Below are 24,385 nucleotides of genomic sequence, written 5' to 3' on the forward strand. Positions count from 1 at the left end.
TTAAATAAAAAGGTGGGTGAATTATATATGTCAGAAAAAATAACAGGCCCTAACCCAAATAAAATATACCCGATTGATGGAAATAGCCATGTTCAATTTATTAAACCATCATTAACAAAGCCAAATATTAGGATTGGCGAATATACCTATTATGACAGCAAGAACGGAGAGCTTTTTGAGGATCAGGTTTTATATCATTATGAAATAATTGGAGATCAATTGATCATCGGGAAATTTTGTTCAATTGGTCCTGGTGTCACTTTTATCATGAATGGGGCTAATCATCGCATGGATGGTTCTACTTATCCATTTAATATCTTTGGCAAAGGGTGGGAAAAGCATACTCCTACATTAGATATGCTCCCCATCAAAGGAGATACTGTCATTGGCAATGATGTATGGATTGGGATGGATGCTACCATCATGCCCGGTGTAAAGATCGGGGATGGTGCGATTATTGGGGCTAAATCTGTTGTCACAAAAGATGTTGAACCATACACAATAGTCGGTGGTAATCCTGCTAAGCAAATAAAAAAGCGGTTTGCTGAGTCGAAAATAAAAGAATTATTACAGATCAAATGGTGGTATTTTGAAAACCAGCTGATTAACGATAATATCGATGCCATTCTTAGCTTAGATATTGAAGTGTTACAGAAGATTTCGAAGGGCTAAGATTAAATAACTTTAGTATCACTTACATGAATGTCTCCCTTTTTATAAAAATTGAACAGCACTTCACAAAAATCCGTTTTGATCAATTTTTTCAAAATGGTTTTTTTAATCTCTCATACAATACTTGTCAGTAAGATAACTTTGATCAAAATCATTTCAGGACAACAATTGACGATATGACAAACAATTAAAAATAAATATTCGTTTGAAAATCCACGTCATTTCGTTTATAATAGTGAATGAATATAATTTATATTCATTCACTATTATAAATTATTGCTGAGCATTTGGTCAAACCAGTCAGATCATCACCAGATCCATACTATTGCTGCTTTACAGTAGAAGGGATGATTGTATTGTTGTCTGGAAGGCTTGTCAATAGTTTGTAGCCATTAACATCGCTTATATTAAGTGTGTACTTTTTCACCGAATAGTGAATGAATTAAATAATTAATCATTCATATTTTTTATTTGGGAGGTACTATTGGAATGAATAAAAAAAGTAAAACCCTTTTAGTAATTATAGTGTTGATCATTTTGCTATCGATTAGTGGGTACTTTCTTTTGTTACCAAAATCTAATCATGATCGCGACGAAACATCAGATATGTTTTCCGAGATCGATAACTATTTGATCACTGAAATGAAGGCTCAAAAAATTCCTGGTTTATCTGTGGGAATTGTAAAAGATGATCAAATTGTTTATTTAAAAGGTTACGGCCATAGTGATCCATCTGGGCAACCTGTGACGCCAGACACGCCTTTTGGCATTGGTTCGATCAGCAAACCATTTACTAGTATTGCGATATTACAACTAGTGGAAGATAACAAAATCGACTTAGATACTGCTGTAAAAAAATATCTTCCAACCTTTCAGGTGATTGGACATGATGAATCTGAAGATGCTTCATCTGCAATGACTGTTCGCCATTTACTAACACAAACGAGCGGCTTCTCTCAATCATCTGCTTACAAAACAATGTTCATGACCAATAATGACGCAGATGCCTTAAAGAAAAGTGCAAGTGTTTTTACTGAAGGTGAAGAAAAGCTCAATCGGCCTGTTGGTGAGTCCTATGAATACTCAAACGTGAACACCATTATACTTGGGAGAATCATAGAAAAGGTTTCCAGTCAATCCTATAATGAATATATGGAAGAGAACATTTTCTCTCAGTTAGCAATGGATAATAGTTTTGTCCTCAGGGGTGAAGCACTCGAACAAGGTTTAGCTACCCCACACAATCGATGGTTTGGTTGGAATCTACCCTATCATGGTCCGTATGTATACAATCGTGGCGAAGCTCCAGCCGGTTTTATCATGTCCAGCGCCAAAGATATGAGTCAGTTTCTTCTGTCACAATTAAACAGCAGAGCATTAGAAGATGAGCCCCTCCTTACAAAAGAATCCATTGATTTAATGCAAAATATAACAGATGCACCCCCTATTGGCTGGTTTGTAGATGACATCCATGGGATACAAGTTATCGGACATGCAGGTGGCTCTGTTGGCTATCAAGCACATACTTGGTTTTCTCCTGATGAACAACTTGGGGTTATTGTGCTCACAAACGCATTGGGAGTCATTGATTCATCTTTTCCAAATACAGAGATCACAACTGCTACCCATATTGCTTCAGGTATATTTAGTTTAATGACCAACCAGCCTATACCCGATCAAGGCTTGACTATCAGTCAGAAATATGGATTGATGAACACAATCCTTTTATTGCTCAGTGTATGTCTTGTTCTATCCATTTGGCGAATGTTCAAACGACGCCTCCATATATGGCAACAAAAAGACTTCAGCCGGACAAAACTAACATGGAAAATTGTGTTTATTTCCAGCCTTCATTTTATTTGGCCTGCTGGTATCCTTTGGATGACGTGGACGACTCAAATCCCTTTATGGCATGTTTTCACCATTTATCAACCCGATTTAATCCTGTGGCTAAAAATAATGGCTATTCTTGTGGTTATTAAAGGCTTGATTGAGATTGGGTTTTTGTTAAGTGTTTTTATTATTAGAAAAAACCGTTTTCGTTAGTCTTTACTCTAGTTTAATAATGACAAAATGTTCTCAATTACCGAGAAAAAGTGTGAATTAAAAAAGCTATCTAAAAAACAGCGGTAAGATACGTTGTCCAAGGAACAAAACGACGCAATTATCGTTGTTTGAACTGATGCTAATCAAGCAGGATAATTGGAAAATTACAGAGGATAAGTGTTCAAAATAACTATTTTGAACATACTTGCAAATATAGGTTAACGATGTTAACCTATATTTAGGAGGAATAATTATGAAAGATAAGAGAATGAATGATACGAAAGAAAAAATTATTGAAATTGTTGTAGAAGAAATTAAAGAAAATGGCTATTTAACAATTTCCATGAGAAAAATTGCAAAGAAATACAATATTACAGGAACAGCATTATATAGACATTTTCACAATAAGGACGAATTACTTCAACATGCGCTTGTTCAAGTTTCACAGGATATTTACTTGAAATATCAAGTAGAAATTGAAGAATTATCAGAAGAGAAACCAACTGTTAAGCAAAAACTCACTCGTCTCGGAGAGGTACTTTTAAATCAATCAGTAAAAGATACAAATCTAATGGATTTTTTATTTTTTAGTGATTATGCTCGCAGCAGCTATAAAGAACAACATAATACACCATTTGTATTCTTAGAAGAATATAAAAATCTAATCCATCAAGCTAAAGAGGAATTTAATCCACATATAGATGAAGGTACATTATTTATTGAATTATGGGCATTTATTCAAGGATATACATTACTAGTGCTAAACGGAGTAGCTATTTATGATTATAAGTTATTAGAGCAAGCCTTAAATAAGTTCATTAAGACAGATAAGGAGGAGATAGACATATGAAACAAACACTAATTATTTATGCACACCCATATAAAGGAAGCTTTAATCATGCCATTTTAATAAATGTAATAAATATACTGGAAAATAAAAATAAGTCATATGAAATCATTGATCTGTATGTTGATGATTTTGACCCACGTTATACAGCGGAAGAACTTGCATTATTTTCTCAAGGTAAAACACTTGATCCCTTGGTTGTTCAATATCAAGAAAAACTAAATGAAGCAAGTTCAATTATTTTAATTAGTCCAATCTGGTGGAATGACATTCCTGCAATTCTCAAGGGGTTTTTCGATAAGGTGATGAAGCAAACATTCGCTTATCAAAGCAAGCCTACCGGGATAAAAGGACTATTGACATCTATTCATTCAGCTACAGTTATCACAACCTCGACTTCACCTACTTGGTATCTACGTTTCATCAGTGGTAATTTTATTAAAAAGGTATTCTTAAATGGGACAATTAAGCAAATCGGTATCAAAAGACGTAATTGGATTAATTTTGGTGGAATCACAACTAGTACAAAAGAAAAACGTGAACTATTTTTAAAATCACTTGAAAGGAAATTACAGATATGAGTGGTTTGACATAAAACAAAACTTCAATCAGTGGGAGTTTTTCGGCGTATAGGATGCACTAGTGCAAATATTTTCGATGGGACGAGTAACCGCAGTCCCAAATGTTTTCGATGGGACGAGTAATCATAGCCCCACACGCTTTTGGTGGAGCAATAATTAAGCGCAAATGTCTTTGGTGAGGCGAGTAATCCCAATCCCAGAACGCCATGAACTTAGCCTACATTCCCTACTATGAGTATATATCATACCAATAGGCAAGAAATTTATAGCTTCCCCACTTATCATATACACTTTCTAGTTTTTGCTTAGTAGGTTTCTTCCCATTAAAATATTTTTTGATCACATGAGCTTTATATTCTGAATCAACAGGTAATAAGTCATATTTCCCAAGTATCATGGCGAGTGTGTTAAATGCATAAGGGCCAACACCTTTGATCTCCTTTAATTTTGTAATATCACTGTCTAATACTTTATAGGATTCGAGGTCAAAAACAGGATCTAATGCTTTTGTAGCTGCATCAATGATGTATGCACTTCGATAGCCCACTCGTACATGTTCCTTCAGATATGATTCGCCAGCTTCTAGCACTCTCTCAGGTGTTGGAAAGGTTTTGAATTCATTCTGATGATTGGCTTTTACTGATTCGCCCAAGCCATTCACAAGGTTACTCACCATATTCATGGTCTGCTTCCATCTTGTATTTGTTGTTAATATGACTTTTACAACATCTTCAAAAAGTGAAGGCGAACGCAAAAGTCTTCCCTTTCTATTTGCGGGAATATGTAAAAGTTCCTCATGATCATGGCATAGAGCATAGAACGGCTCAAAGGAATCTTGTAATCTAAACATCCATGATACTTGGTCTTTAATCTCTTTCATGTCGTTATGATCTAAAGACATTTCAGTTTCGGTATTGATCATCAAATGATTACTGTGTTTTGAAATACACAATAATAGATTTCTATCCCTACTTAATCGGATCGGACGATAAAATAAACATTCTTCATCATGCCAATCATTAGGCGATAACATCCACCAGCCATAATCCGTTATCGCAGCTTTAAAATTAAATGTTTCATGTAAGGGAATTTTCATGATCTATACCAGCCTTTCAAATTAGTTTACGTTAAATTCTGACTCCTAAGTTCCTTAGTGCTTTCTAATATTTGCAATATGTCAACAAGATGAAGGTTATAAATCATTAAGTAATTAAGAACGTTCACTTTTTCATTAAAATTATAATACTCCGAATCATTAGCAACGTTTTTTCATTCTTGGATAATTTGTTCTTTTGACATTATCAAAGCCACATCTATAGCCTCTTTAAGTATTCATTACTTTTCCTCTTTCAGTGTCTCCCTATGCCTTCGCACTCTAGATAAGTTTCCACATGTATCACTACTGCACCAATGCTTGCGTCCATTCCTTGTATTGTCATGAAAAACCCATCGACAATCTTCATTCTTACAAAACTTCACACGCTTATATTCTCCTTTAGTAAATAATTTGGAAAAGGATAGAGCAATTTCAGAGATAAAAGTATCCCAACTCTGTCTATCAGATACCAATTCTAATTCAAAGTGGTCCTCCTTCTTACTTAAAACTGGACTACGTTTTGCTTTATCCATAAAAGTATTTAATTTCATTAATTCATCAGCTGATGGCAACTGATTCTGGGTTGTTTTTTGAAGCATATCTCTCATCAATTGACGTAAACTTTGCAATTCATGAATTGTCTGATCGGAAGGATAAGATAAATAAGTTAGATTCCAATCCTCAATAAAATATTTCACCCATTTAGAATTTGTTAGCCGATCTTCGGATTTTCCTGTTCCACGATAGTCATACCACATCGTATTTATAATATCCAAGCAAATCATATCGCTAGCCACGTTGTCTTCTCCTTTATTTATTGTTAGTATTATTTTTTTATTATATCACGTAATACTTAAAACGTAAATTAACCATTACAAAAAGTGTTTTTACTTTATGAACAAAAAGATAGGTGAATTATGGTGGCAAGCTAATTTTATGAAGAATAAGTAACATTGTCGGATTGACCGTGTAAAAAATGATCGATTTAAACAACTTTATTTTCATTACAGATGAGGAAAATGGTATCATTGCCTTGTTGTTAGAGGCATAATTATTAATGAATTCAAATGCTCCTCTTTCTAATTAATATTTATCAAAGAATAGGTTTTCTCAAATAATATCTTAATTGATCATTATTAAGGGTAGCCATAGGCTTATTCAGCAATAAACTACATTTCTAAGGCAAGAAATGTAGTCTTTACAATTTACATTTTAACAAGTCATAATATAGATACTTTAAAAATTCCAATAAATTTTCATAAAATTATTATCTGTTATTTTCCTATAAACAGGGCACAAGAGTTGTACAATTAGGCGCTGTTTCAGTAGTCCCCTTTCTAGGTAAATAAGCATTTTAAAATAGGATAGTGTGATAAACTGTCCAGTAAGACTCATTTAGGAGGCATAAAATGATATATTTAGAAACATCAAGATTACAATTACGCGACTGGGATGAAGCAGATTTAGAACCATTTAGTCGATTAAATGCAGATGAAAATGTTATGAAGTATTTTCCCGGTACTTTATCATTCACTGAAACCAATGAGTTTTATAAATTAATTATATCCGAGTTTGAGGAATATGGGTTTGGATTATATGCCGTGGAAACAAAGGAAAATACAGAGTTTATCGGGTTTATAGGATTTCATAAAGCAGCATTTGAGGCTGATTTTACACCGTGTATTGAAATTGGCTGGCGATTGAAGAAAGAGGCTTGGGGGAAAGGATATGCCACTGAAGGTGTGGCAGCCTGTTTGCAGTATGGATTTAACACATTGGGTTTTAGTGATGTTTATAGTTTTACAGCTGATATTAATAAGCCTTCGAAAAATGTCATGATAAAAAACGGAATGAATTTTATTAAAACCTTTGATCACCCGAAAATTAAGAAAGACAGTCCTTTAAGCAAACATGTTCTTTATCATATAAAGCGAAATTCCAATCAGTAGGAATTCACATTCTCTCTCTGATTGAGACTGGGACTCAGAATAAGCAAAACTCTTATTCTTACGATATGAATGCTTCGTAGCTTTCCTTAGTGCGGATACTCGTCCTATCGTAGTGGTTTTGCGATTACTTGCTCCACCGCAGATATTTGCGGTTACTAACCCCACCGAAAATCATTATCATTGTTGCCTCGGGGTTTAAAGATGGTTACTTGTGATAAACAAAATAAGTCTACTTATGTAAAATTACAATACAATTAATACCTATTTTAAGATGACAAGTTTTCTTTAGTAAAAAGTAACATTAAATTTTAACGTAATCTTAGTTTAACTGAAAAAAGTATTAAAGAAATGGTTTGAAGCTATATGAAGTCATTACATTCATATATTATTTTGTGATTAGTAATTTTTATATTTCAACATAACATTATTCACTCAGTTTATTCCTTGACAGTCCTCATTTATTCCATTTCTAAAAGTCGTTTATTACAACAAATCACGCTACGAACGTCAACCTCTCAGGAAATGTATTTGTCTTTTGCAAAATTAATACCAATAGTAATTACTTTATCTGTTAGTCAAGTCAAAGATTTATTATGTAGCAAAACCCACTGTAAAGATAGCTTATACCTTCTCAGATACTTGATTTTGAGGCATCGTAGTACCGGTCTCTATCATATCTCGAAGGTCTTTTTTATATAATTGATTCTTCAGTGATTTATCTTTAAATTCCTTTATTAAAAAGATTTGTCATTTGAAATATTGAGCATTTAACCTTTGCACACAAAATCACCACAAATTTAAACTAAACAAATGTAATACTGGTCGATTGATTTAGAGAAGAGTAAATAAGACATTATCGCCCCATTTTTCATGAATGTGAAAATAATAGTAATACGTCTACACCGTTCTCTAGAGCAAGAATATACTGACTGAGAAAGTAGCATTTGTTAATGCCTTTTTGTACAAAAGTTTCTGTTTCAAAGTATCTATTTCAAATGAAAGGAGAATCATAATGTCCCAACCAAATCTCCCAAATATCACACCCAATATATCTATAACAAGAGATGATGCAATTAATCTACTATTAGCGTCTATTGCGATGGAGGAATTAGGGCTTTCGCATATTATTAATGCAGAAGGTGAAAAAATCCAATATGCATTAGGAACCATTCCTGGCCTTACACCGCCAGCAACATTACCTGAAATACTTGAAGTAAATGAGGTCGTTCAAGATATGCTTGCGACAACTATGAAGAAGGAATTACTATTGGATAATAAATTAAAACAGGTAACTAACATTATTCCTGATGGAGGTACTGGAATTACTGGACCAACGGGGCCTACCGGGCCTACCGGACCTACAGGCGCCACTGGAGCCACAGGACCTACCGGACCTACTGGCGCCACTGGAGCCACGGGACCTACCGGACCTACGGGCGCTACTGGAGCCACGGGACCGACTGGACCTACAGGCGCTACTGGAGCCACGGGACCGACTGGACCTACAGGCGCTACTGGAGCCACAGGGCCTACGGGACCTACTGGCGCCACTGGTGCCACAGGACCTACCGGAGCCACAGGACCTACCGGACCTACGGGCGCTACTGGGGCCACGGGTACGTTAGTTTATGCTCAACACTGCCTATGAAAAAAGAAGAATTGTTTTCAGCTACCTTAGCTTACATCATTCTCCACTATAGACAGTGTATTTTTGTTGTTTTCAATGAAATCTACAATACGTTTGTACTCATCTTCGAACTTGAAATATATTGTTATCTCACCATTTTCATGAATATGAATGACTTCTACAAGTTCCATAAGAATAGCTTGAGAAAGTTCTTTTATGTTCTTACACTCCATAAATGTTCGAAAGTACGGGTCATCAGTGGCGACACCTCTTTTCATTGTATCAATTTCTTCTTTAAGATGCTCAATCTTGTTTTTAAGCTGTTCTTCTTCTTGTTCAAACTTAGCCTTCATTTTCCGATACTGTTCACGAGTAATGTCTCCGCTTTTCCAATCTACATATAAACCTGTAATCAAATTTTCATTTTTTTCATGTTCCCGAATACAGAGTTTTAAAAGTTCTTCTAAACGAATAGACTTTGTTTGAACAACAGGAGCTTTGTTAATGTTCTCAATAATTGTTTCCAGTGATTCAACCAATTCAATTTGTTTTTGGATTGCTGTTAAAACCGCATTTTCTAAAATATCTAATCTCATGGTATGTTTTGTGCATTTGTCTTTTGACTTTCTTTTATAGGTAGAGCAGTAGTAGTAGACAAATGTTTTCGATGGACGTCTTGTCATTGCCTTTCCACAGTCCGCGCATTTCAGAAAACCTGCAAATAGATAATTTTCTTTTTTTCCTGGTGCAGCACGTGTGTCCTTTTTTTGTAACTCTTGTACCATTTCAAAAAGTTCCAATGTAATAATAGCCTCATGAGTTTTTTCTACTTGATACCATTCTTCCTCTGGGACTCTTATCATTTCATGTACCTTATAACTAATTATCCTTTCCTTTCCTTGTACCATAGTCCCTATATAAACCTTGTTTTGCAAAATTCTTGATACTGCACTTCCAGTCCACAGACCATCATTCTTCTTGATATTAGGATTATAATATTTAGATCCATTTAGTTTTTTATACATGGCAGGATTAGGGATACCTAGTTCATTGAGCTTTCTTGAAATTCCTTCTTTGCTCATATTACCTACCAAAACTTCATGTTCTACTCCGTCATCATCTACAATGATTTTTGTACTGCCATCCCCATAGACAAACCATTGAAAAATGTTCCTTACGATCTGTGCGGCATCTTCATCAACAATTAGTGCATTTTTATCTTCAGGGTGTTTAGCGTATCCATAGGGAGCAAAAGCACCGATAAATTCACCATTGCGCCTTTTGGTATCGAAAGTTCTCCTAACATCACTTGAAGTTTTATAAGCAAATCGGTCATTCATTAATCCGTTAATTGGAACTTCTAATCCACTGACTGCTTCCGGATTTAAGAAAGTATCTACTTTTGGATCGCCAAGTGTAATGAAACGAGTATTGTGTATCGGAAAAAAGTTTTCTAAAAAATATCCTTGGTCAGAGTAGTTACGAAAGGCACGTGAGAGATTTTTACATACAATACAATTTACTTTTCCTATCTCTACATCATGTATCATTCGTTGGAAGTCGGGACGTTCATAGTCTGTGCCAGTTAATCCATCATCCACGTACACATCAACTACTACATACTCATCATCAAAAAACTTTTCTAAAAACTCCATCAGTATTTTCTTCTGATTTGTAACACTTAGACTTTCATCATTACCATCATCTTTAGAAAGACGAATATAGAGAGCAATGCGCCATACTGCTTTTTTTAATGCGGCTTTTCTTTCACTTGCTTGTGTTTTTCTTATGCGTGCCATTTTTGCCTCCAATCCCGCATAACCACATTTCCATTATGCCGCACCAGACTTAATCTGTCAGCTTTGTCGTATGCGAATAAACAGTTCCTGTAAAGCAGTTTCGAGAGTTGTTCCACTTTCAGAAAAACATACTCTAACAGGAACATCACCACAACGAAAGCAGTATGGATTTCTTATTTGCTCTAAAAAATCTAAAATTTTCTTTTCATGGGTTAATTCATTTTTTATGTTAATAGTAGAAATATTTACTAGTTCATTTTTTTCTAAGGTTTCAATATTTTGTTCACTCATAGCACCTAATTGCTTGCTTGTAATCATTGGCATTCCTCCTTTTCCAATTTAGGAAAAAGCCATACTGAATATTGGCGGTCTCCATTACTATGCTATGAACTACAGAATGTCCAATATGATAAATAAAATCGGATGGCTGTTGGCACAGCTCCACGGGAATTACACCCTTTCGACGGTCTGCCGAAACCCTACCCATTGCCTGCGACGCTCTGAACGCTCGGACTGTGGCTATAGGGGAGTATCATTGTCCCATTTATACGTCATCGCCCACAAACTGCCATATTTGTTTTGCGTCTTGATATTGTTCGCTTACTCTAAACAGAGGTCATCGCGTATCAACCGCTTGGCTCGATATAAATGGAAAGTATCCGTTTTATCCTATACTGCAAAGTCGTTATCTAATCTGCCTTCTTTGTCAAGGAACATTTGTCTAATAACAGAACTATGGATAGGAAATACGGAAAGGGGGAAGCGTACTTCTCCATAGATTTAATTATTAAGCCGCTTTAAAAGTCAATATTTTGGTAATCAGTTTAGTTTCTAGTCTACGGCGTAATACATCATCGACACATAAATGCGGATTACCACCTTCGTCATAAAATGTCCTCATAGACAATGCAGCTATGTACCCTTCATAATGCTTCAGAACGACATTGATAGCGTCCACATCTCCATTAGAGGCTAATACAATAACAGGGTAGGAAAGCAGCTGATTATTTCTTTTCTTGTTGCTCATTGGTATCTCCCTCCATTAAAGTTTTTAACTGCCGCAACGTACTCGTTCTTTGGTACTGAACAGTAGAACGCAACATATTCAGCTTGTCCCCAATTTCTCGGTCAGACAGTTCTAGGAAATAGGAGAGCAAGATAATATCACGTTTGCGTTCTGGCAAACCTTGTAATACCTTTGCGATAGCATCATCTGTAACAATGACATCAAGACCTAAAACTTGAAAAATCTGCTCAGTAGCAAAATATTTATCCTCCGTATAAAGCTGATTGATCTCCTTTGCAGATAAATCAGAAAAGGATATTTCTTTATCACGCTGCCGTTTCATTTCATCGTAATAATCTCTTGATTCATGTTTCAGTATCTTTTTGCAAAAGCTATCAAAGGCATGTCGCTTGCTTTGTTCAAGGTTGTTAGGTTTCACATTCCCACCCCCTTTCGGGCGGTGACTCCGCTGTTTCCCTTTCACCACTACTACGGTGGGAATTGCAAAACTGCCAAACTTTTGAAAAAGATTTTGAAAAAAGATTAAGAAAAACACAAAAATGCCCGACTGAATATACAGTCGAGCATTAGTAGAACTGTTTGCGTTTATTGGGTGATGTGTGTGTTCATATTGATAGCAGTAATATATCCTTGGGGGGTGTAATCTTTTTTTAATAAGTACACTAAAAGGAAATCAAGAAAATTAAAAATAGACACGGCGATACCTCCTGCGATACCGCCGTGTCCTTAAAAAAGGAAACTTTAATATAACCTCCGAAAATCCATTTTTGAAAAGGAAAAAGGCGGCTTTGATTGTTATCTAAAACCGCCGTTTCGTATCTGATTTAATAATATCTATACAACTAACCGCCGAAACTACGGTTTTTACTTTTGCTTATACATATACCTTAGTTTTTTATTATAGTCTTATTCTCCCTATCCATAACATTCATCTTATATACCCAACTTAAATCTAAAGCGTACCTTAAATACTGTTAATAGATATCAATATTCATTTAAAGGTATATTTTTGAGATTTTACATGATTATTCATACAAAATCCTTATAATTAAAAATACATAAAAATATACAACTTATATATTAAAAGATTCAGGACTTTTACCTAAAATCTATTAAATTGACCATTATTTTATAGCATCAGTCGGACAAACTTCTTTGCATTTACCACACATTAAACATTCATTTTGTATTATAATAGGAGATTCTTTTTTATCTTCCCATAAAATTGCATCAGAAGGGCAAGCACTTACACATTGCCCACATTTGATACAATCTTCATTCAACAGCATATAAGATCTTTTGTTAAATTTAGAGAAGATAGATAGTAGAGACCCGTAGGGACAAAGATATCTATGCCAAAACTCTGGTTTATAGAATATTGTAATTATTGTTCCTAAACCAAATAATGCTGGTAACACAGGGAGCTTTTTGCCAGTTTTAAAAACTATGATCATAGTTCCTAAAAATAGTACTAGTATTCCATATCGAATCCAGAGTTTCTTAAAAGTTTCTGGAACAGTTTTTCTCTTTCTTTTATTTTTATCCGCTTTATCATCGATGAATTTTATTCCAGTGTTTATTGGGCATATATAGCCACAATAAAACCTTCCAAAATAAGTTGATAGTAATAGGCCAATTCCAAACATAGCCATCCACAGCTGAATTTTTCCAAGGACTAAAAGTATTACAAATAAAATGGTTGTAGAAATTTGAATTATTTTTCTTTTTTTCAAGGTGCCCCCCTTAATCAATCATTCTTTAGGTATTTCCCTATATGTTCCTTCTTTCTTTTATAATAAATCTATCGAAGATCCAAATTAATGATGGTAAGATTACAAATGTAGCAATTAAAGCTAAGGATATATTGATTACAGTCATTAGGCCAAAATCCTGCAGTATCACAAATTTAGAAGTCATTAGCACACTAAATCCACCAACAGTTGTTAATCCTGAGGCTACCGTAGCCCTACCTATATTTTTAATGGCTGTAGCCATTGCTTCCTCTTTTTCTTTACCTAAGTTTCTTTCTTCTAAATATCTTTCTAGAAGCATGATCGTCATTTCAGTGCCCATTCCTAATATTAGTGCCCCTAAAGTTGCTGTAATAGGAGTATATTTCAACCCTAGTAAATTCATAATCCCACCTGACATTCCTACTATCAGAATAACGGGAAGAACAGCTACCAGTGCCTTAAAGAAACTTCTATATAATAATAGTAATGCCGCAAATACTAAAGCCAATCCTATAATCGTCATTCTAAGTCTGCCACCGGTTAATCCCTTAACCATCTCTACATCTAGTACAGATTTACCAGTGATTGAAGTTTTGATAGGTGCATCCTTTAGTATATGATCCATGTCTTCCACAAATTCTTGCAGTTCCTCTGTAGCCATGTGCTCTACATTCATAAGGATAACCCCTTTATCCATTTCATCGTTGATAAACATTCTTCTTTGTGCTTCCGGTATATCCTCTTTTATAATATTTGTATAATCTGACACATTTAGTTCCTCGACAGGTGAGATATGCTCCACTGTATGATCTATAAATTTGATATCCACAATTCTTTCTGAGAACTCACTTTCTACCTCATCTACGATATTTCGCATCCATTGTAAATTTTCCTCAGATAATAAATTATCATCTTCCATAAGAATAACCATTTGATTTGTTGAACCCACGATATCTCTAATATAGTGAATATCATGAAGTGCATCCATATCCTGAGGCATAAAGGTTTCAATGTCTGTTTCTACACCCACTTTTGTATCAGCAATGAACCCAATTCCAGATAAAGCAATCGATATTATTAATATAATTGGAGCTGACTTTATAACAATCTTTCCAGTAGCACCTAACATCTTATCGATTAGCGTTGGTTTATTATAATCTCTAATCTTATAATCCTTTGCCTTTGATGTAACTGTATCTCTTGCTCCAAGAACTGGCATTAATAGAAATATACTTCCTATAAAACTGACTACGACACCTATGGTCAGCATTTTTCCAAAGTCCTGTATCATTGGCACTGGCGATGCAAATAAGGAAACAAATCCTAACATTGTGGCCAATACTGCTACAGCTACTGCTTTCCCAATCTGAGTGAGAGTGGTATTTACTGATTGTTCTTCTTCATATCTATTTTGAAATTGTATAGAATAATCGATACCTAGCCCAATCAATATGGGGAATACTGCCATACTAACCATGGTCATGGAAACATCTAAATGACCCATTAATCCTAAAGTAGCGATTACAGATACAAATATGATCCCTAAACTTAAAACCTTCCACCGAACTTTAAATACTAAGCTTAATATGATGAACATCAAAGCTACTGCAGAGGCAACCATAATTACCATATTCGATTTCATTTCTGTTCTTAGGGCAGAATCCAATACAGGTTTTCCTGACACCATATAATTTACATCAAAATCTTCCTCTTCCATAGCATAGGAAACTTCACTATATAGGGCATCTATAGCACCATCATCTAAATTCCCTTTCAGTTTAATCATCAACATCATATGATGATCATCTATTACAGTATCTGAAAATATATTCCTTAACTTACCCTCATCATATAATATATCGTCTAATTCGTTTTGATTATGGGGGAAATAAGGTATCATCATTCCTGATTTTTCATAGAATGTATTTAGTCCATTACTTAATTCACTTAAATTTTCACCCATGGTGATAAATCCATCTGACATATTCTTTAGTTCATCTGGCGATATACCACCAGATAGATTATCCTTCATTCCAGATATTTCATTTTCCATATTTGATTTAAAACCCGATAGCATTTCTGAGCTATCTGGAAGCATACCATCTCCCGTTGCCATAGTGGATAAACCATTGCTTAATTTATTTAGATTTTCTCCCATAGAAACAAATCCATCTGACATATTCTTTAGTTCATCTGGCGATATTCCATCCCCTGATAAACCTTTTTTCATCTCTTCAACTTCTTTTTCTAACTTTAAGCTTATATTCGAAAGGGCCGTAGAAGTATTTTCACTTCCTTCTGATAACATCCCTGTCTTCTCGGACATATTCCATAAACCTTCAGAGCTTTTTTCTATATTTTCAGCAAATATTATTAATTTTTGATGGATCTCAGGATGATCCTTCATCTGCTCTGCTAGTTGATATAGCTGCTGGGACATTTCACTTAGCCCTTGTGATGACTGAGCTAATCCTCCGCCTAATTCTGCAGCTCCATTGCTTAAATTATCCTGACCGCTAATCAATTCATCAAAGACAGTACTTATATCTGATAATTCATTTAATTTTCCTTCTGCGATCTCTGGATTTGGTATATCCTTACTTCCGAGTTCATTTCCTATACGAGTCAGTCTATTTCCCATCTCACCTAGCCCATTCCCCATTTCCAGAAACTTATCCTTTAACTCTGCTTCCTGTTCTCCACCGATCTCTTCCATAAGTTTATCCGGGTCCATTGAGTCCATTAAACCATTTAGTTTCTTCTCTAGCTCCTTAGGGTCGGGTACATCTTTACTGCCTAATTCCGATCCTATTTCTGTAAGTTTACTGCCCATTTCCCCTAGTCCCTCACTTACATTAGGGATCTGCTTTTTAATTTCTGTTCCTTGTTTATCGGTTATTTGATGAACGATACTAGCTGGACTCATAAAAGCAAAAATATCTTCATTATATTTAAGTCTTTGCTCTACATTCCACACTTTTTCCATATTATCTAATTTAAATAAATCTTCTTGCTCCCCTTCAAGCAATACCATAATGGCATCTCCGCCAAATTCATTTTCCATGGCATAGTTCGATATGTACGCATCATTATCCGTCTTGACTAAGGTTTCATTCCCAGTTGCCATATTTATTTTTATAGCACCAACTATCATTATGGCAAATATTATTATGGCAATAAATAATACTTTGAAAGGACTTTTCTCAATTCTGCTACCTAATTTTGAAAATAATTTATTCAAGTTAGTCAGTCCTCCCTTTCTTATCTTTTATTACGATATTGATAAGGTTCTCTACATAATTATTAATTTCTTCATCATTCACTTCAGGTAAGTATAAAAATGACAAAATACTTCCCATTAATAACCTTAGAGAGATGCCCTCGTCCTTTAAATCCATATCTGCTTCTTTGATTGAATCTTGCAGCAATGATGTTATTTGATTAATAAAATTAAAATCAGCGATCTCTGGATTAATTTGACTTTCCATAAGGATTAATTTTACAACTTCATGGTGCTCAGAAATAAATTTGATTCTTTCTTTTAAAATATATCTTAGTTTTTCCATAGGTTCTAAATCTTTAGACGCTATTAGGGATTCCTTTAAACTCCTAACCAATATGGGTTCAATTGCCTCCAAAAATATTTGCTTCTTTGAATCAAAATATCTAAATAGTGTTACTTCTGATATTCCTGCTTCTATAGCTATATCCATTGTTGTAGAACCATTGTATCCTTTTCCTATAAATGTATTTAATGCGGATTCAAGAATTTGTTTTCTTCTTTCTTCTCTACTCATTCGCTTTCCAGTATTATTCTTCATATTTTACCTCCATTATGTAAGTACTTACTTACATAATATCAGTTTATTTTTTTATGTCAATATATTTTTAAAATAATATATTAAGCGTTAAAAAATCAATGGTGTTTTATTAAATTATTATGACATTATATAGCTTGATTTTTTCATTAAAGAATCTTTGGTTAATAATAAACCTATAAATAGAAAGCAAAGAAAAGTCAGAAAAACCCCCTAAGCTTTATGATCTTACCACATTGCAAAGAGAGGCAAACAGACAGCTTGGTTTTACCGCAGAACAGACCTTAGAATATGTTCAAAGCCTTTATGAAAAGAAGTTCGTTACCTATCCTCGGACAGATAGTCGCTATGTTACGGAGGATATGAAAGACAGTATCCCTGCTTTGGTAAAAACAACAGCAGGATTTTTTATGCCTGAAAATGTAGAACTATCTATCAATACAGGACAAATAATTGATAACAGCAAGGTAAGTGATCATCATGGAATTATCACCACTATGAGTGTAGGAAACGATGATACTGCCTCTCTACCCTTTGGAGAAAGAGAAATCTTACGCCTTATTGCCTTGCGTTTACTTTGTGCAGTTGGAAATAACCGTCGCTATGCAGAAACGCTCATAACGGCAAAGTGTAACGGTGCTGTATTTACTGCAAAGGGAAAAACCATACTTGAGGACGGTTGGAAGGCAACCGAGAAAATCTATCTTAATACTAAAAAAGAACCACCGCAAGAAGAAAAAGACACTACTCTGCCACCTATTGCCCAAGGTGAAGTATTTCCTGTAAAGGCAACGATTAAAGAAGGAAAAACCAGTCCACCAAAGCATTTCACAGATGACACCTTGCTTTCTGCTATGGAGAATGCAAATAATGCCTTAGATGATACAGAGCGTAAGGGTATTGGTACTCCTGCCACTCGTGCAGGAATTTTGGAAAAACTCATTAAAACTGGATTGGCAGAACGTAAAGGAAAGAAAAAGACAAAGCACTTTATTCCTACCCATAAAGGAATTTCCCTTATTACAGTTTTACCGGAAGTCATAAAATCAGCACAACTCACTGCTGAGTGGGAAATGCAGCTTAAACAAATTGAAAATGAAGCACTTACTCCTAACACCTTTTTAAACGATATTTCACTTATGACAAAAGAGCTTGTATCCACCTATAAAATGATCGAAGGCGCCAATACTCTCTTCCCCTCTAATGCAAAGGGAGAGGCTGTAGGTAAATGTCCTCGCTGTGGTAGTGATGTAGTAGAAAACAAGAAAGGATTTTGTTGTGAAGACAGAGCTTGCAGTTTTGCTCTATGGAAGTCCAATAAGTTTTTTACTGCAAAGAAAAAGAAATTAACAAAAAACGTAGTAAAAGAGCTTTTGAAAAATGGCAAAGTAGAATTAAAAGGCTGTTACTCTGAAAAAACAGGTAAAACCTATGATGCCATTATCATTCTTAATGATACAGGTGGTAAGTGTATAAACTTTAAAATGGAGTTCCCTACAAAGAAAGGACGGAAAAAACATGAGTATAAAAAATCTAATTAAAACGCTTTTAGATATTGAAGTCAATACCGAGGATATATTAAAGTTGCGTGAAAATCCCAAGGAATATGTCACCAATGAAGAGGACGCTGAAAAGCTAAAAGATTTATTTTTGCTTATGGATTTAGGGGAGAGACTGGAGGCTGATGAAGATGGCAACTACTGATGAAATTCGCTATATCCAAGCCTTTTCAAGAATTATCGGTGTAAAAGAGAATGACGCGATAGAATATGCCCAAAGAAAGGGATTAAATGCATTGGTGGATAATGCCTCCCAACTCCTTTCTACCCCGGTTCAACGGGAAAAACATCAAGCCTTTCTTGACTTATATCGAATGAGCAGTGGCATCCATACCCGAAATCCTGTCATTAATTCACCTGAAACAGCATCTGCCTTTTTTCACTCGGTGATGGACAAAATACATGATAAGGAGGCATTTGTCGTAGCCTTTCTCAACACTAAAAATCGTGTGATTGACCATGAAGTCGTGTCTGTGGGAACGATTAACAGTTCTCTCGCACACCCTAGAGAAGTTTTTAGGAATGCCATTATCAATAAGGCCAATTCCGTGATTTTATGTCACAATCATCCATCGGGAGAACTAATAAACATAGTATCCTAAACTAGAGTACTCTAAGTACTCAAAGTTTAGGTGATGCTAGTATAGTTTCATGGACACATCTTAGTTAAGTTATTACAATTAATTTTAGGAGGATGTGTCCAATGAAACATAAAAATAACGGAAAACGATACAGTGACGACTTTCGTAAAATGGTTGTTGAGTTATATAATTCGGGTCAATCAGTTAAAAGTTTAAGCAGCGAATATGGCGTTTCTGAAGTAACTATTTATGCATGGATTAAAAAGTTCAATCCAATTGAGTTAGAAGATGGAACCTCTGTAACGCCAGATGATTATGCAAAATTACAGAAACAAATACTTAAATTACAACAAGAAAATGATATCTTAAAAAAGGCTATGGCCATATTCGCAAAAAAGTAAATGATGCTGAAATAACTGATTTTATTCATGACCAAAAAGAAAACTATCCTGTGCAAACAATGTGTGAAGTACTTGAAATTCCAAGGAGTACGTACTATCAGTCATTAGATAAAACGATTTCTAATCGTGATAGAGAAAATAAAGAATTAACTAAAAAGATTATTGAAATCCATAAAGAGAGCAAACACCGTTATGGTGCACCTAAAATCCATCAACAATTAATAAAGGTAGGTTACAAAGCCAGCCTAAAGCGAGTTCAACGTTTGATGAAAAAAGCTGATATTAGGTCAATCGTTGTTAAAAAGTTTCGTCCTACTCCAAGTAAGGAAACTATTGTTGAGCGAGAAAACATTCTTGAAAGAGACTTCAGGGCAGAAACGATTAATGAAAAATGGGTTGGTGATATCACTTATATCCATACACTTCGTGATGGTTGGTGTTACCTTGCATCAGTTATGGATCTTCACACTAAAAAGATTGTAGGTTATTCCTTTTCTCGTACGATGACGACTGATTTAATTATAAAAGCACTAGAAAATGCTTATCACGCACAAAAACCTGATGAAGGACTCATATTCCATTCAGATTTAGGTACACAATATACAAGCGATGAATTCGCTAAAGTGATAAAAAATTTCAAAATGACACATTCTTTTAGCTATAAGGGAAGTCCTCATGATAATGCTTGTATTGAGTCTTTTCACGCTATTTTAAAAAAAGAAGAAGTAAATCATGTTCAATACTTTGATCATAAATCTGCCGAATTAGCTTTATTCCAATACATTGAAGGTTGGTACAACCGCAAAAGAATTCACGGTAGTATTGATTATAAAACACCACAAGAGATGGAAGATTTATATACTTGTGCTGGATAACTAACGCTAACTAAATTCACTGTACCGGCTTTACGTGGAGAGGCGGGCATGATAGCCTTTCGTGGCAAGCCAGGAATGTTTTAAACGAGCTGGCTCCATGGCTTAGAAATCGTGCCCGCAGAGGCTCCGTGTCAAGCCCTGACAGTTTAATATAAATCATGTTCAAAGAACAATTAAAAACTTAACTTATTCGTGTCCAAAAGATTGACGTAGATCCAAGGATTTTTTAATTTTAATGCTTTAACTAATGAATATATATAGGTATTATTTATAGAAGTTAAAGTATTTAAGGGAGGATGAGAAATGAAAGTTCAAAAAGTAGTTGTGGAGGAAAAACCATATCCATTATACATACTACTAGACAAAAAGTTTGAAGTGGTAGAACTGGTTAAGAGATACATAAAATACTTGGATAATACGGGAAAAGCGCCGAATACGATTAAAACATATTGTTACCATCTTAAGCTATTCTATGAATTTATGAGCCAGAGAGGAATTGAATTAGAAGACTTAAAATTTGAGGAAATGTCAAACTTTGTGGGATGGTTAAGAAATCCGACGGGGGATGTAAAGGTAATAGATTTAAAACCAAAGAAGGCTAAAAGAGAAGAAACATCTGTTAATGCGATACTTAATGCTGTAACTAGTTTCTTAGAGTATTTAAATCGTACAGGAGATTTTAAAGCTATAGATATGACTAAAGAAGCAAGGGGAAGAAATTTTAAGGGATTTCTTCACCATATTTCTAAAGGAAAATCTTATCAAAAAAATATTTTAAAGCTTAGGATCAAAAAGAAACTTGTACAAGTATTAGAACACAAACAAGTTAAAGCAATAATTGATGCATGTCATACCAAAAGAGATAAGTTACTTATTATGCTTATGTATGAAGGAGGACTTCGGGTTGGGGAGGTATTATCTCTTCGTATCGAAGATATTTCTCCTTGGGATAATCTGATTAATATCACACCAAGAGATCATAATGGAAACGGGGCTTATATTAAGCTTAGAAAAGAACGAACAATCGATGTTAGCAAGGAATTAATGGCTTTATATACCGATTATTTAGTTCATGAATATGGAGAAGATTTAGAGCATGATTATATATTTATAAATCTCAAAGAATCTTATTTTGGGAAACCTTTAAAATATCAAAGTGTATTAGACCTTATTAGGCGATTGGTAAAACGGACAGGGATTACCTTCACTGCCCATATGTTACGTCATACGCATGCCACTGAACTCATTAGAAGTGGATGGGATGCTGCTTACGTACAAAAAAGGTTAGGTCATGCACATGTACAAACAACACTTGATACGTACGTTCATCTTTCAGATCAAGATATGAAAGATGAATATAAAACGTATCTACAAGGGAGAGAAAAATAGAAATGAAATTTCCAAGCGTTGCAACAAATCGAAAGCTTGTCACTAGCACAGAGATTAATAAAAAAATAGCGGATATGACTAGTGTCTTACAAGGGTTTTGGGCAGCAGATAGATGGGATATAAGAATTTGCCCACATCCTAGTGCGATAGAGTTAAGTAAGAATCCTTCGTTAAAAAATCGTTGGGTAAACTTTGATAAAGTAGAAAACATCTGGTTAAAAACAGAATTAAAATATTTTTATTATGTTCACTTAAATAATGGAACTTGGAATGCAAAATCTGTTTGGATTAGAAAAGGAACAGTGATAAGCCGAATGTTGGGATTTTTAAATTTAAAATATCCTGACATTAGATCTATAACTGACGTACCTATAAAAAAAGCTTTGACAGAATACCGTACTTACTTAGCAGAACAAGGAGTAAAAACTACGACTACAAATTACAAGCTTGATATAAATCAAAAAAAAATTCCTGTATATGCGAACTCCTACTACGTTACTAATCTTAAACAGTTTATGGAGTTCTATGAGGATTTCTATTTTGACGGCGATGAATGGGAGAAAGATGTTTGGAATCGAAGAAAACTTTCATTATCGGAAGATAAGGTAAATCCAACATCCTATGAATACACAATCAATTTCAAGGGGTTTGAAAATGATTATTTTAAAGAATTAGTTAAGCGGTATTGTAAATTAATGTTAAATACACGTAGCTTTTCTCATGTTGTTGATACAGCATCAAGATTAAAAGAGTTTTTTAATTTTATAAACAAAAATTGTAAAGGCATACGAAGGATTCATCAATTAACTAGAAAAGAAGTTGAGCAATATTTAAATGAAATTAATTTAAAAGGTTTAAAACCAAGTACGGTAACTGGACGAATATCTACTTTAGATGTTTTTTTCTCTACTATTCAAAGGTTTGAATGGAATGATTCTCCTTCTAAGATCCTTATCTTTCAAGAAGATTATCCTAAAGTGCCGAAGGCACAACCACGTTATATTGATGAACATGTACTTGAACAATTAAACGGGAAATTAGATAAATTAGAACCTTATATAGCTACTATGGTTATGGTACTTCAAGAATGCGGAATGCGTATCAGTGAACTTTGTACGTTGAAAAAAGGTAGTGTTATTACGGATAAAGAAGGGGATTGCTTCTTGAAGTATTATCAGTGGAAAATGAAAAAAGAACATATCATTCCTATATCTAAAGAAATTGCTGCATTGATACTCGTTCAGGAACAAAGGGTAGCTGATGACTTTGATAATGGCTGTGAGTATTTATTTCCAAGAAAAGACGGCTCTCCATTAAAGCAGGATACCTTTAGAGTGAAATTAAATGAATTAGCTTATGAAGAAAAGATAACGGATAATAAGGGAGAAATTTTTCGATTTCATGCTCATGCCTTTCGGCATACTGTTGGTACTAGAATGATAAACAACGGAGTGCCACAGCATATTGTTCAAAAGTTTTTAGGTCACGAATCACCAGAAATGACCGCAAGGTATGCTCATATATTTGATGAAACTCTAAAAAAAGAGTTCACAAAATTCAAGGAGACTTTGGTGACGAATAACGGCAGCATTCTGGAGTTAAGCGAAGATAATAGTGAAGCTGACAATACAGATCTTCAATGGTTTAAAAAGAATATCAATGCACAAGCTCTTCCTAACGGTTACTGTCGCTTACCAGTAATTGCAGGACCTTGTCCTCATGCTAACGCTTGTTTAACTTGTACGAATTTCTGTACAAGTAAAAGTTTTTTAAATGAACATGAGGAGCACTTAGACCGAACTAAGGAAATACTAAATAGGGCTAAACAGAATCAATGGCAGCGTCAGATTGAAACTAACGAACGTGTTAAAAATAGGTTAGAGCAGATTATTCATTCCTTAAAGGAGACGAATTAGATGACAAAAAAGAGTAATACAACTGCTATAATTCAACTTTCAAAAGAGAAGTCAGAGAAAACAAGAATTAGAGTTGAAAAGACCATATCAGAGATGGTAATTAAAAAAGAGAAAATTAACTTTAATTCTGTTTCTGAAAAAGCAAATGTTTCAAAGTCGTGGCTTTACAAAAAGAAAGACATTAGAAATAGAATTGAGACTTTAAGAGGGATGCAAATAAGAGAATTAATTCCCCGTAAACAAAGCAAAAGCCCTCGTTCAGAGGAAGTGTTAATAAGGACACTAAAAAGTCGTATAAAGGCATTAGAGGACGAAAATAAACAATTAAAAGATCAAGTTCAAAAATTATATGGGAAGTTGTTTTAAGCTAGATTATACTTCTTATTTGTCCGTAATTGGAAATCTAACTCTCTTTCATTCAAGTGTTCACTTGAATATGATTTGTAGAAAGGGTACAATATAATCAAGT

22 protein-coding genes are annotated in these 24,385 nt (G+C 34.5%); 13 read left to right on the forward strand and 9 right to left on the reverse strand.

All coding sequences use genetic code 11. The features are described 5' to 3' along the window. The first annotated feature begins 27 nt into the window (after positions 1-27). The 4 genes from ACS127_RS02950 (at position 28) to ACS127_RS02965 (ending at position 4,146) form a co-directional block, all read left to right on the forward strand. Positions 28-672, forward strand: coding sequence for a Vat family streptogramin A O-acetyltransferase (locus tag ACS127_RS02950; protein ID WP_440898063.1), 645 nt, complete (start codon positions 28-30; stop codon positions 670-672). Positions 673-1,161: 489 nt separating this feature from the next. After that, positions 1,162-2,718, forward strand: a complete 1,557-nt coding sequence (locus ACS127_RS02955) for a serine hydrolase domain-containing protein (protein WP_440896983.1) — start codon at positions 1,162-1,164, stop codon at positions 2,716-2,718. A 253-nt stretch (positions 2,719-2,971) separates the two neighbouring features. After that, a complete protein-coding gene (locus ACS127_RS02960) occupies positions 2,972-3,568 on the forward strand; it encodes a TetR/AcrR family transcriptional regulator (RefSeq protein WP_440896984.1) in 597 nt (198 codons plus the stop codon). After that, positions 3,565-4,146 carry an NAD(P)H-dependent oxidoreductase gene (locus tag ACS127_RS02965; RefSeq protein ID WP_440896985.1) on the forward strand — a complete coding sequence of 194 codons (582 nt, stop codon included), beginning with the start codon at positions 3,565-3,567 and terminating at the stop codon, positions 4,144-4,146. Before ACS127_RS02960 ends, ACS127_RS02965 begins: the two co-directional genes overlap by 4 nt. A gap of 229 nt (positions 4,147-4,375) precedes the next feature. Here the strand turns inward: ACS127_RS02965 and ACS127_RS02970 are convergent, their stop codons facing one another. Together ACS127_RS02970 and ACS127_RS02975 are read right to left on the reverse strand one after the other, a co-directional pair. Beyond that, complete coding sequence (locus ACS127_RS02970; protein WP_440896986.1) at positions 4,376-5,242, reverse strand: DNA-3-methyladenine glycosylase family protein; 867 nt, start codon at positions 5,240-5,242, stop codon at positions 4,376-4,378. Positions 5,243-5,481: 239 nt separating this feature from the next. Next, a complete protein-coding gene (locus tag ACS127_RS02975) occupies positions 5,482-6,039 on the reverse strand; it encodes a CGNR zinc finger domain-containing protein (protein WP_440896987.1) in 558 nt (185 codons plus the stop codon). Positions 6,040-6,651: 612 nt separating this feature from the next. Between ACS127_RS02975 and ACS127_RS02980 the strand changes: the two genes are divergently transcribed. Next, on the forward strand, positions 6,652-7,191 hold the full coding sequence (locus ACS127_RS02980; RefSeq protein WP_440896988.1) for a GNAT family N-acetyltransferase: 540 nt from the start codon (positions 6,652-6,654) through the stop codon (positions 7,189-7,191). Positions 7,192-8,203: 1,012 nt separating this feature from the next. After that, complete coding sequence (locus tag ACS127_RS02985; RefSeq protein ID WP_440896989.1) at positions 8,204-8,839, forward strand: hypothetical protein; 636 nt, start codon at positions 8,204-8,206, stop codon at positions 8,837-8,839. A 26-nt stretch (positions 8,840-8,865) separates the two neighbouring features. Here the strand turns inward: ACS127_RS02985 and ACS127_RS02990 are convergent, their stop codons facing one another. From ACS127_RS02990 to ACS127_RS03020, 7 genes are all read right to left on the reverse strand, one after another. Continuing rightward, on the reverse strand, positions 8,866-10,617 hold the full coding sequence (locus ACS127_RS02990) for a recombinase family protein (protein WP_440896990.1): 1,752 nt from the start codon (positions 10,615-10,617) through the stop codon (positions 8,866-8,868). Positions 10,618-10,674: 57 nt separating this feature from the next. After that, positions 10,675-10,935 (reverse strand): DUF6870 family protein, encoded by a 261-nt coding sequence (locus ACS127_RS02995; RefSeq protein ID WP_440896991.1) that lies wholly within the window; start codon positions 10,933-10,935, stop codon positions 10,675-10,677. 469 nt (positions 10,936-11,404) lie between these two features. Then, a complete protein-coding gene (locus ACS127_RS03000) occupies positions 11,405-11,644 on the reverse strand; it encodes a helix-turn-helix domain-containing protein (protein ID WP_440896992.1) in 240 nt (79 codons plus the stop codon). Beyond that, positions 11,622-12,062, reverse strand: coding sequence for a sigma-70 family RNA polymerase sigma factor (locus tag ACS127_RS03005; RefSeq protein ID WP_440896993.1), 441 nt, complete (start codon positions 12,060-12,062; stop codon positions 11,622-11,624). The genes ACS127_RS03000 and ACS127_RS03005 overlap by 23 nt, the downstream gene beginning before the upstream one ends. A 706-nt stretch (positions 12,063-12,768) precedes the next feature. Further along, a complete protein-coding gene (locus ACS127_RS03010; protein WP_440896994.1) occupies positions 12,769-13,377 on the reverse strand; it encodes a 4Fe-4S binding protein in 609 nt (202 codons plus the stop codon). 37 nt (positions 13,378-13,414) lie between these two features. Further along, positions 13,415-16,618: a hydrophobe/amphiphile efflux-3 (HAE3) family transporter gene (locus ACS127_RS03015; RefSeq protein ID WP_440896995.1), complete on the reverse strand. Its 3,204-nt coding sequence runs from the start codon at positions 16,616-16,618 to the stop codon at positions 13,415-13,417. Between the two features lies 1 nt (position 16,619). Further along, a complete protein-coding gene (locus tag ACS127_RS03020) occupies positions 16,620-17,198 on the reverse strand; it encodes a TetR/AcrR family transcriptional regulator (RefSeq protein WP_440896996.1) in 579 nt (192 codons plus the stop codon). Between the two features lie 179 nt (positions 17,199-17,377). On the opposite strand from ACS127_RS03020, the gene ACS127_RS03025 reads away from it, so the two are divergent. The 7 genes from ACS127_RS03025 (at position 17,378) to ACS127_RS03055 (ending at position 24,282) form a co-directional block, all read left to right on the forward strand. Beyond that, a complete protein-coding gene (locus tag ACS127_RS03025) occupies positions 17,378-18,736 on the forward strand; it encodes a DNA topoisomerase (protein WP_440898064.1) in 1,359 nt (452 codons plus the stop codon). After that, on the forward strand, positions 18,714-18,899 hold the full coding sequence (locus ACS127_RS03030; RefSeq protein WP_440896997.1) for a hypothetical protein: 186 nt from the start codon (positions 18,714-18,716) through the stop codon (positions 18,897-18,899). Before ACS127_RS03025 ends, ACS127_RS03030 begins: the two co-directional genes overlap by 23 nt. Next, a complete protein-coding gene (locus ACS127_RS03035; protein WP_440896998.1) occupies positions 18,886-19,356 on the forward strand; it encodes a JAB domain-containing protein in 471 nt (156 codons plus the stop codon). The genes ACS127_RS03030 and ACS127_RS03035 overlap by 14 nt, the downstream gene beginning before the upstream one ends. A 101-nt stretch (positions 19,357-19,457) precedes the next feature. After that, positions 19,458-20,611 (forward strand): IS3 family transposase gene (locus tag ACS127_RS03040; protein ID WP_440894755.1). Its coding sequence is split into 2 segments (ribosomal slippage): positions 19,458-19,710 and positions 19,710-20,611, totalling 1,155 coding nucleotides; the frame shifts between segments, so codons are not numbered across the junction. A 303-nt stretch (positions 20,612-20,914) separates the two neighbouring features. Next, positions 20,915-22,000, forward strand: coding sequence for a tyrosine-type recombinase/integrase (locus ACS127_RS03045; RefSeq protein ID WP_440896999.1), 1,086 nt, complete (start codon positions 20,915-20,917; stop codon positions 21,998-22,000). A gap of 2 nt (positions 22,001-22,002) precedes the next feature. Continuing rightward, positions 22,003-23,916 carry a tyrosine-type recombinase/integrase gene (locus ACS127_RS03050; RefSeq protein ID WP_226371417.1) on the forward strand — a complete coding sequence of 638 codons (1,914 nt, stop codon included), beginning with the start codon at positions 22,003-22,005 and terminating at the stop codon, positions 23,914-23,916. Further along, positions 23,917-24,282 (forward strand): DUF6262 family protein, encoded by a 366-nt coding sequence (locus ACS127_RS03055; RefSeq protein WP_226371416.1) that lies wholly within the window; start codon positions 23,917-23,919, stop codon positions 24,280-24,282. The last annotated feature ends 103 nt before the right edge of the window (positions 24,283-24,385 follow it).

The sequence above is a fragment of the Amphibacillus sp. Q70 genome (assembly GCF_052055485.1).
Lineage (GTDB): Bacteria > Bacillota > Bacilli > Bacillales > Amphibacillaceae > Amphibacillus.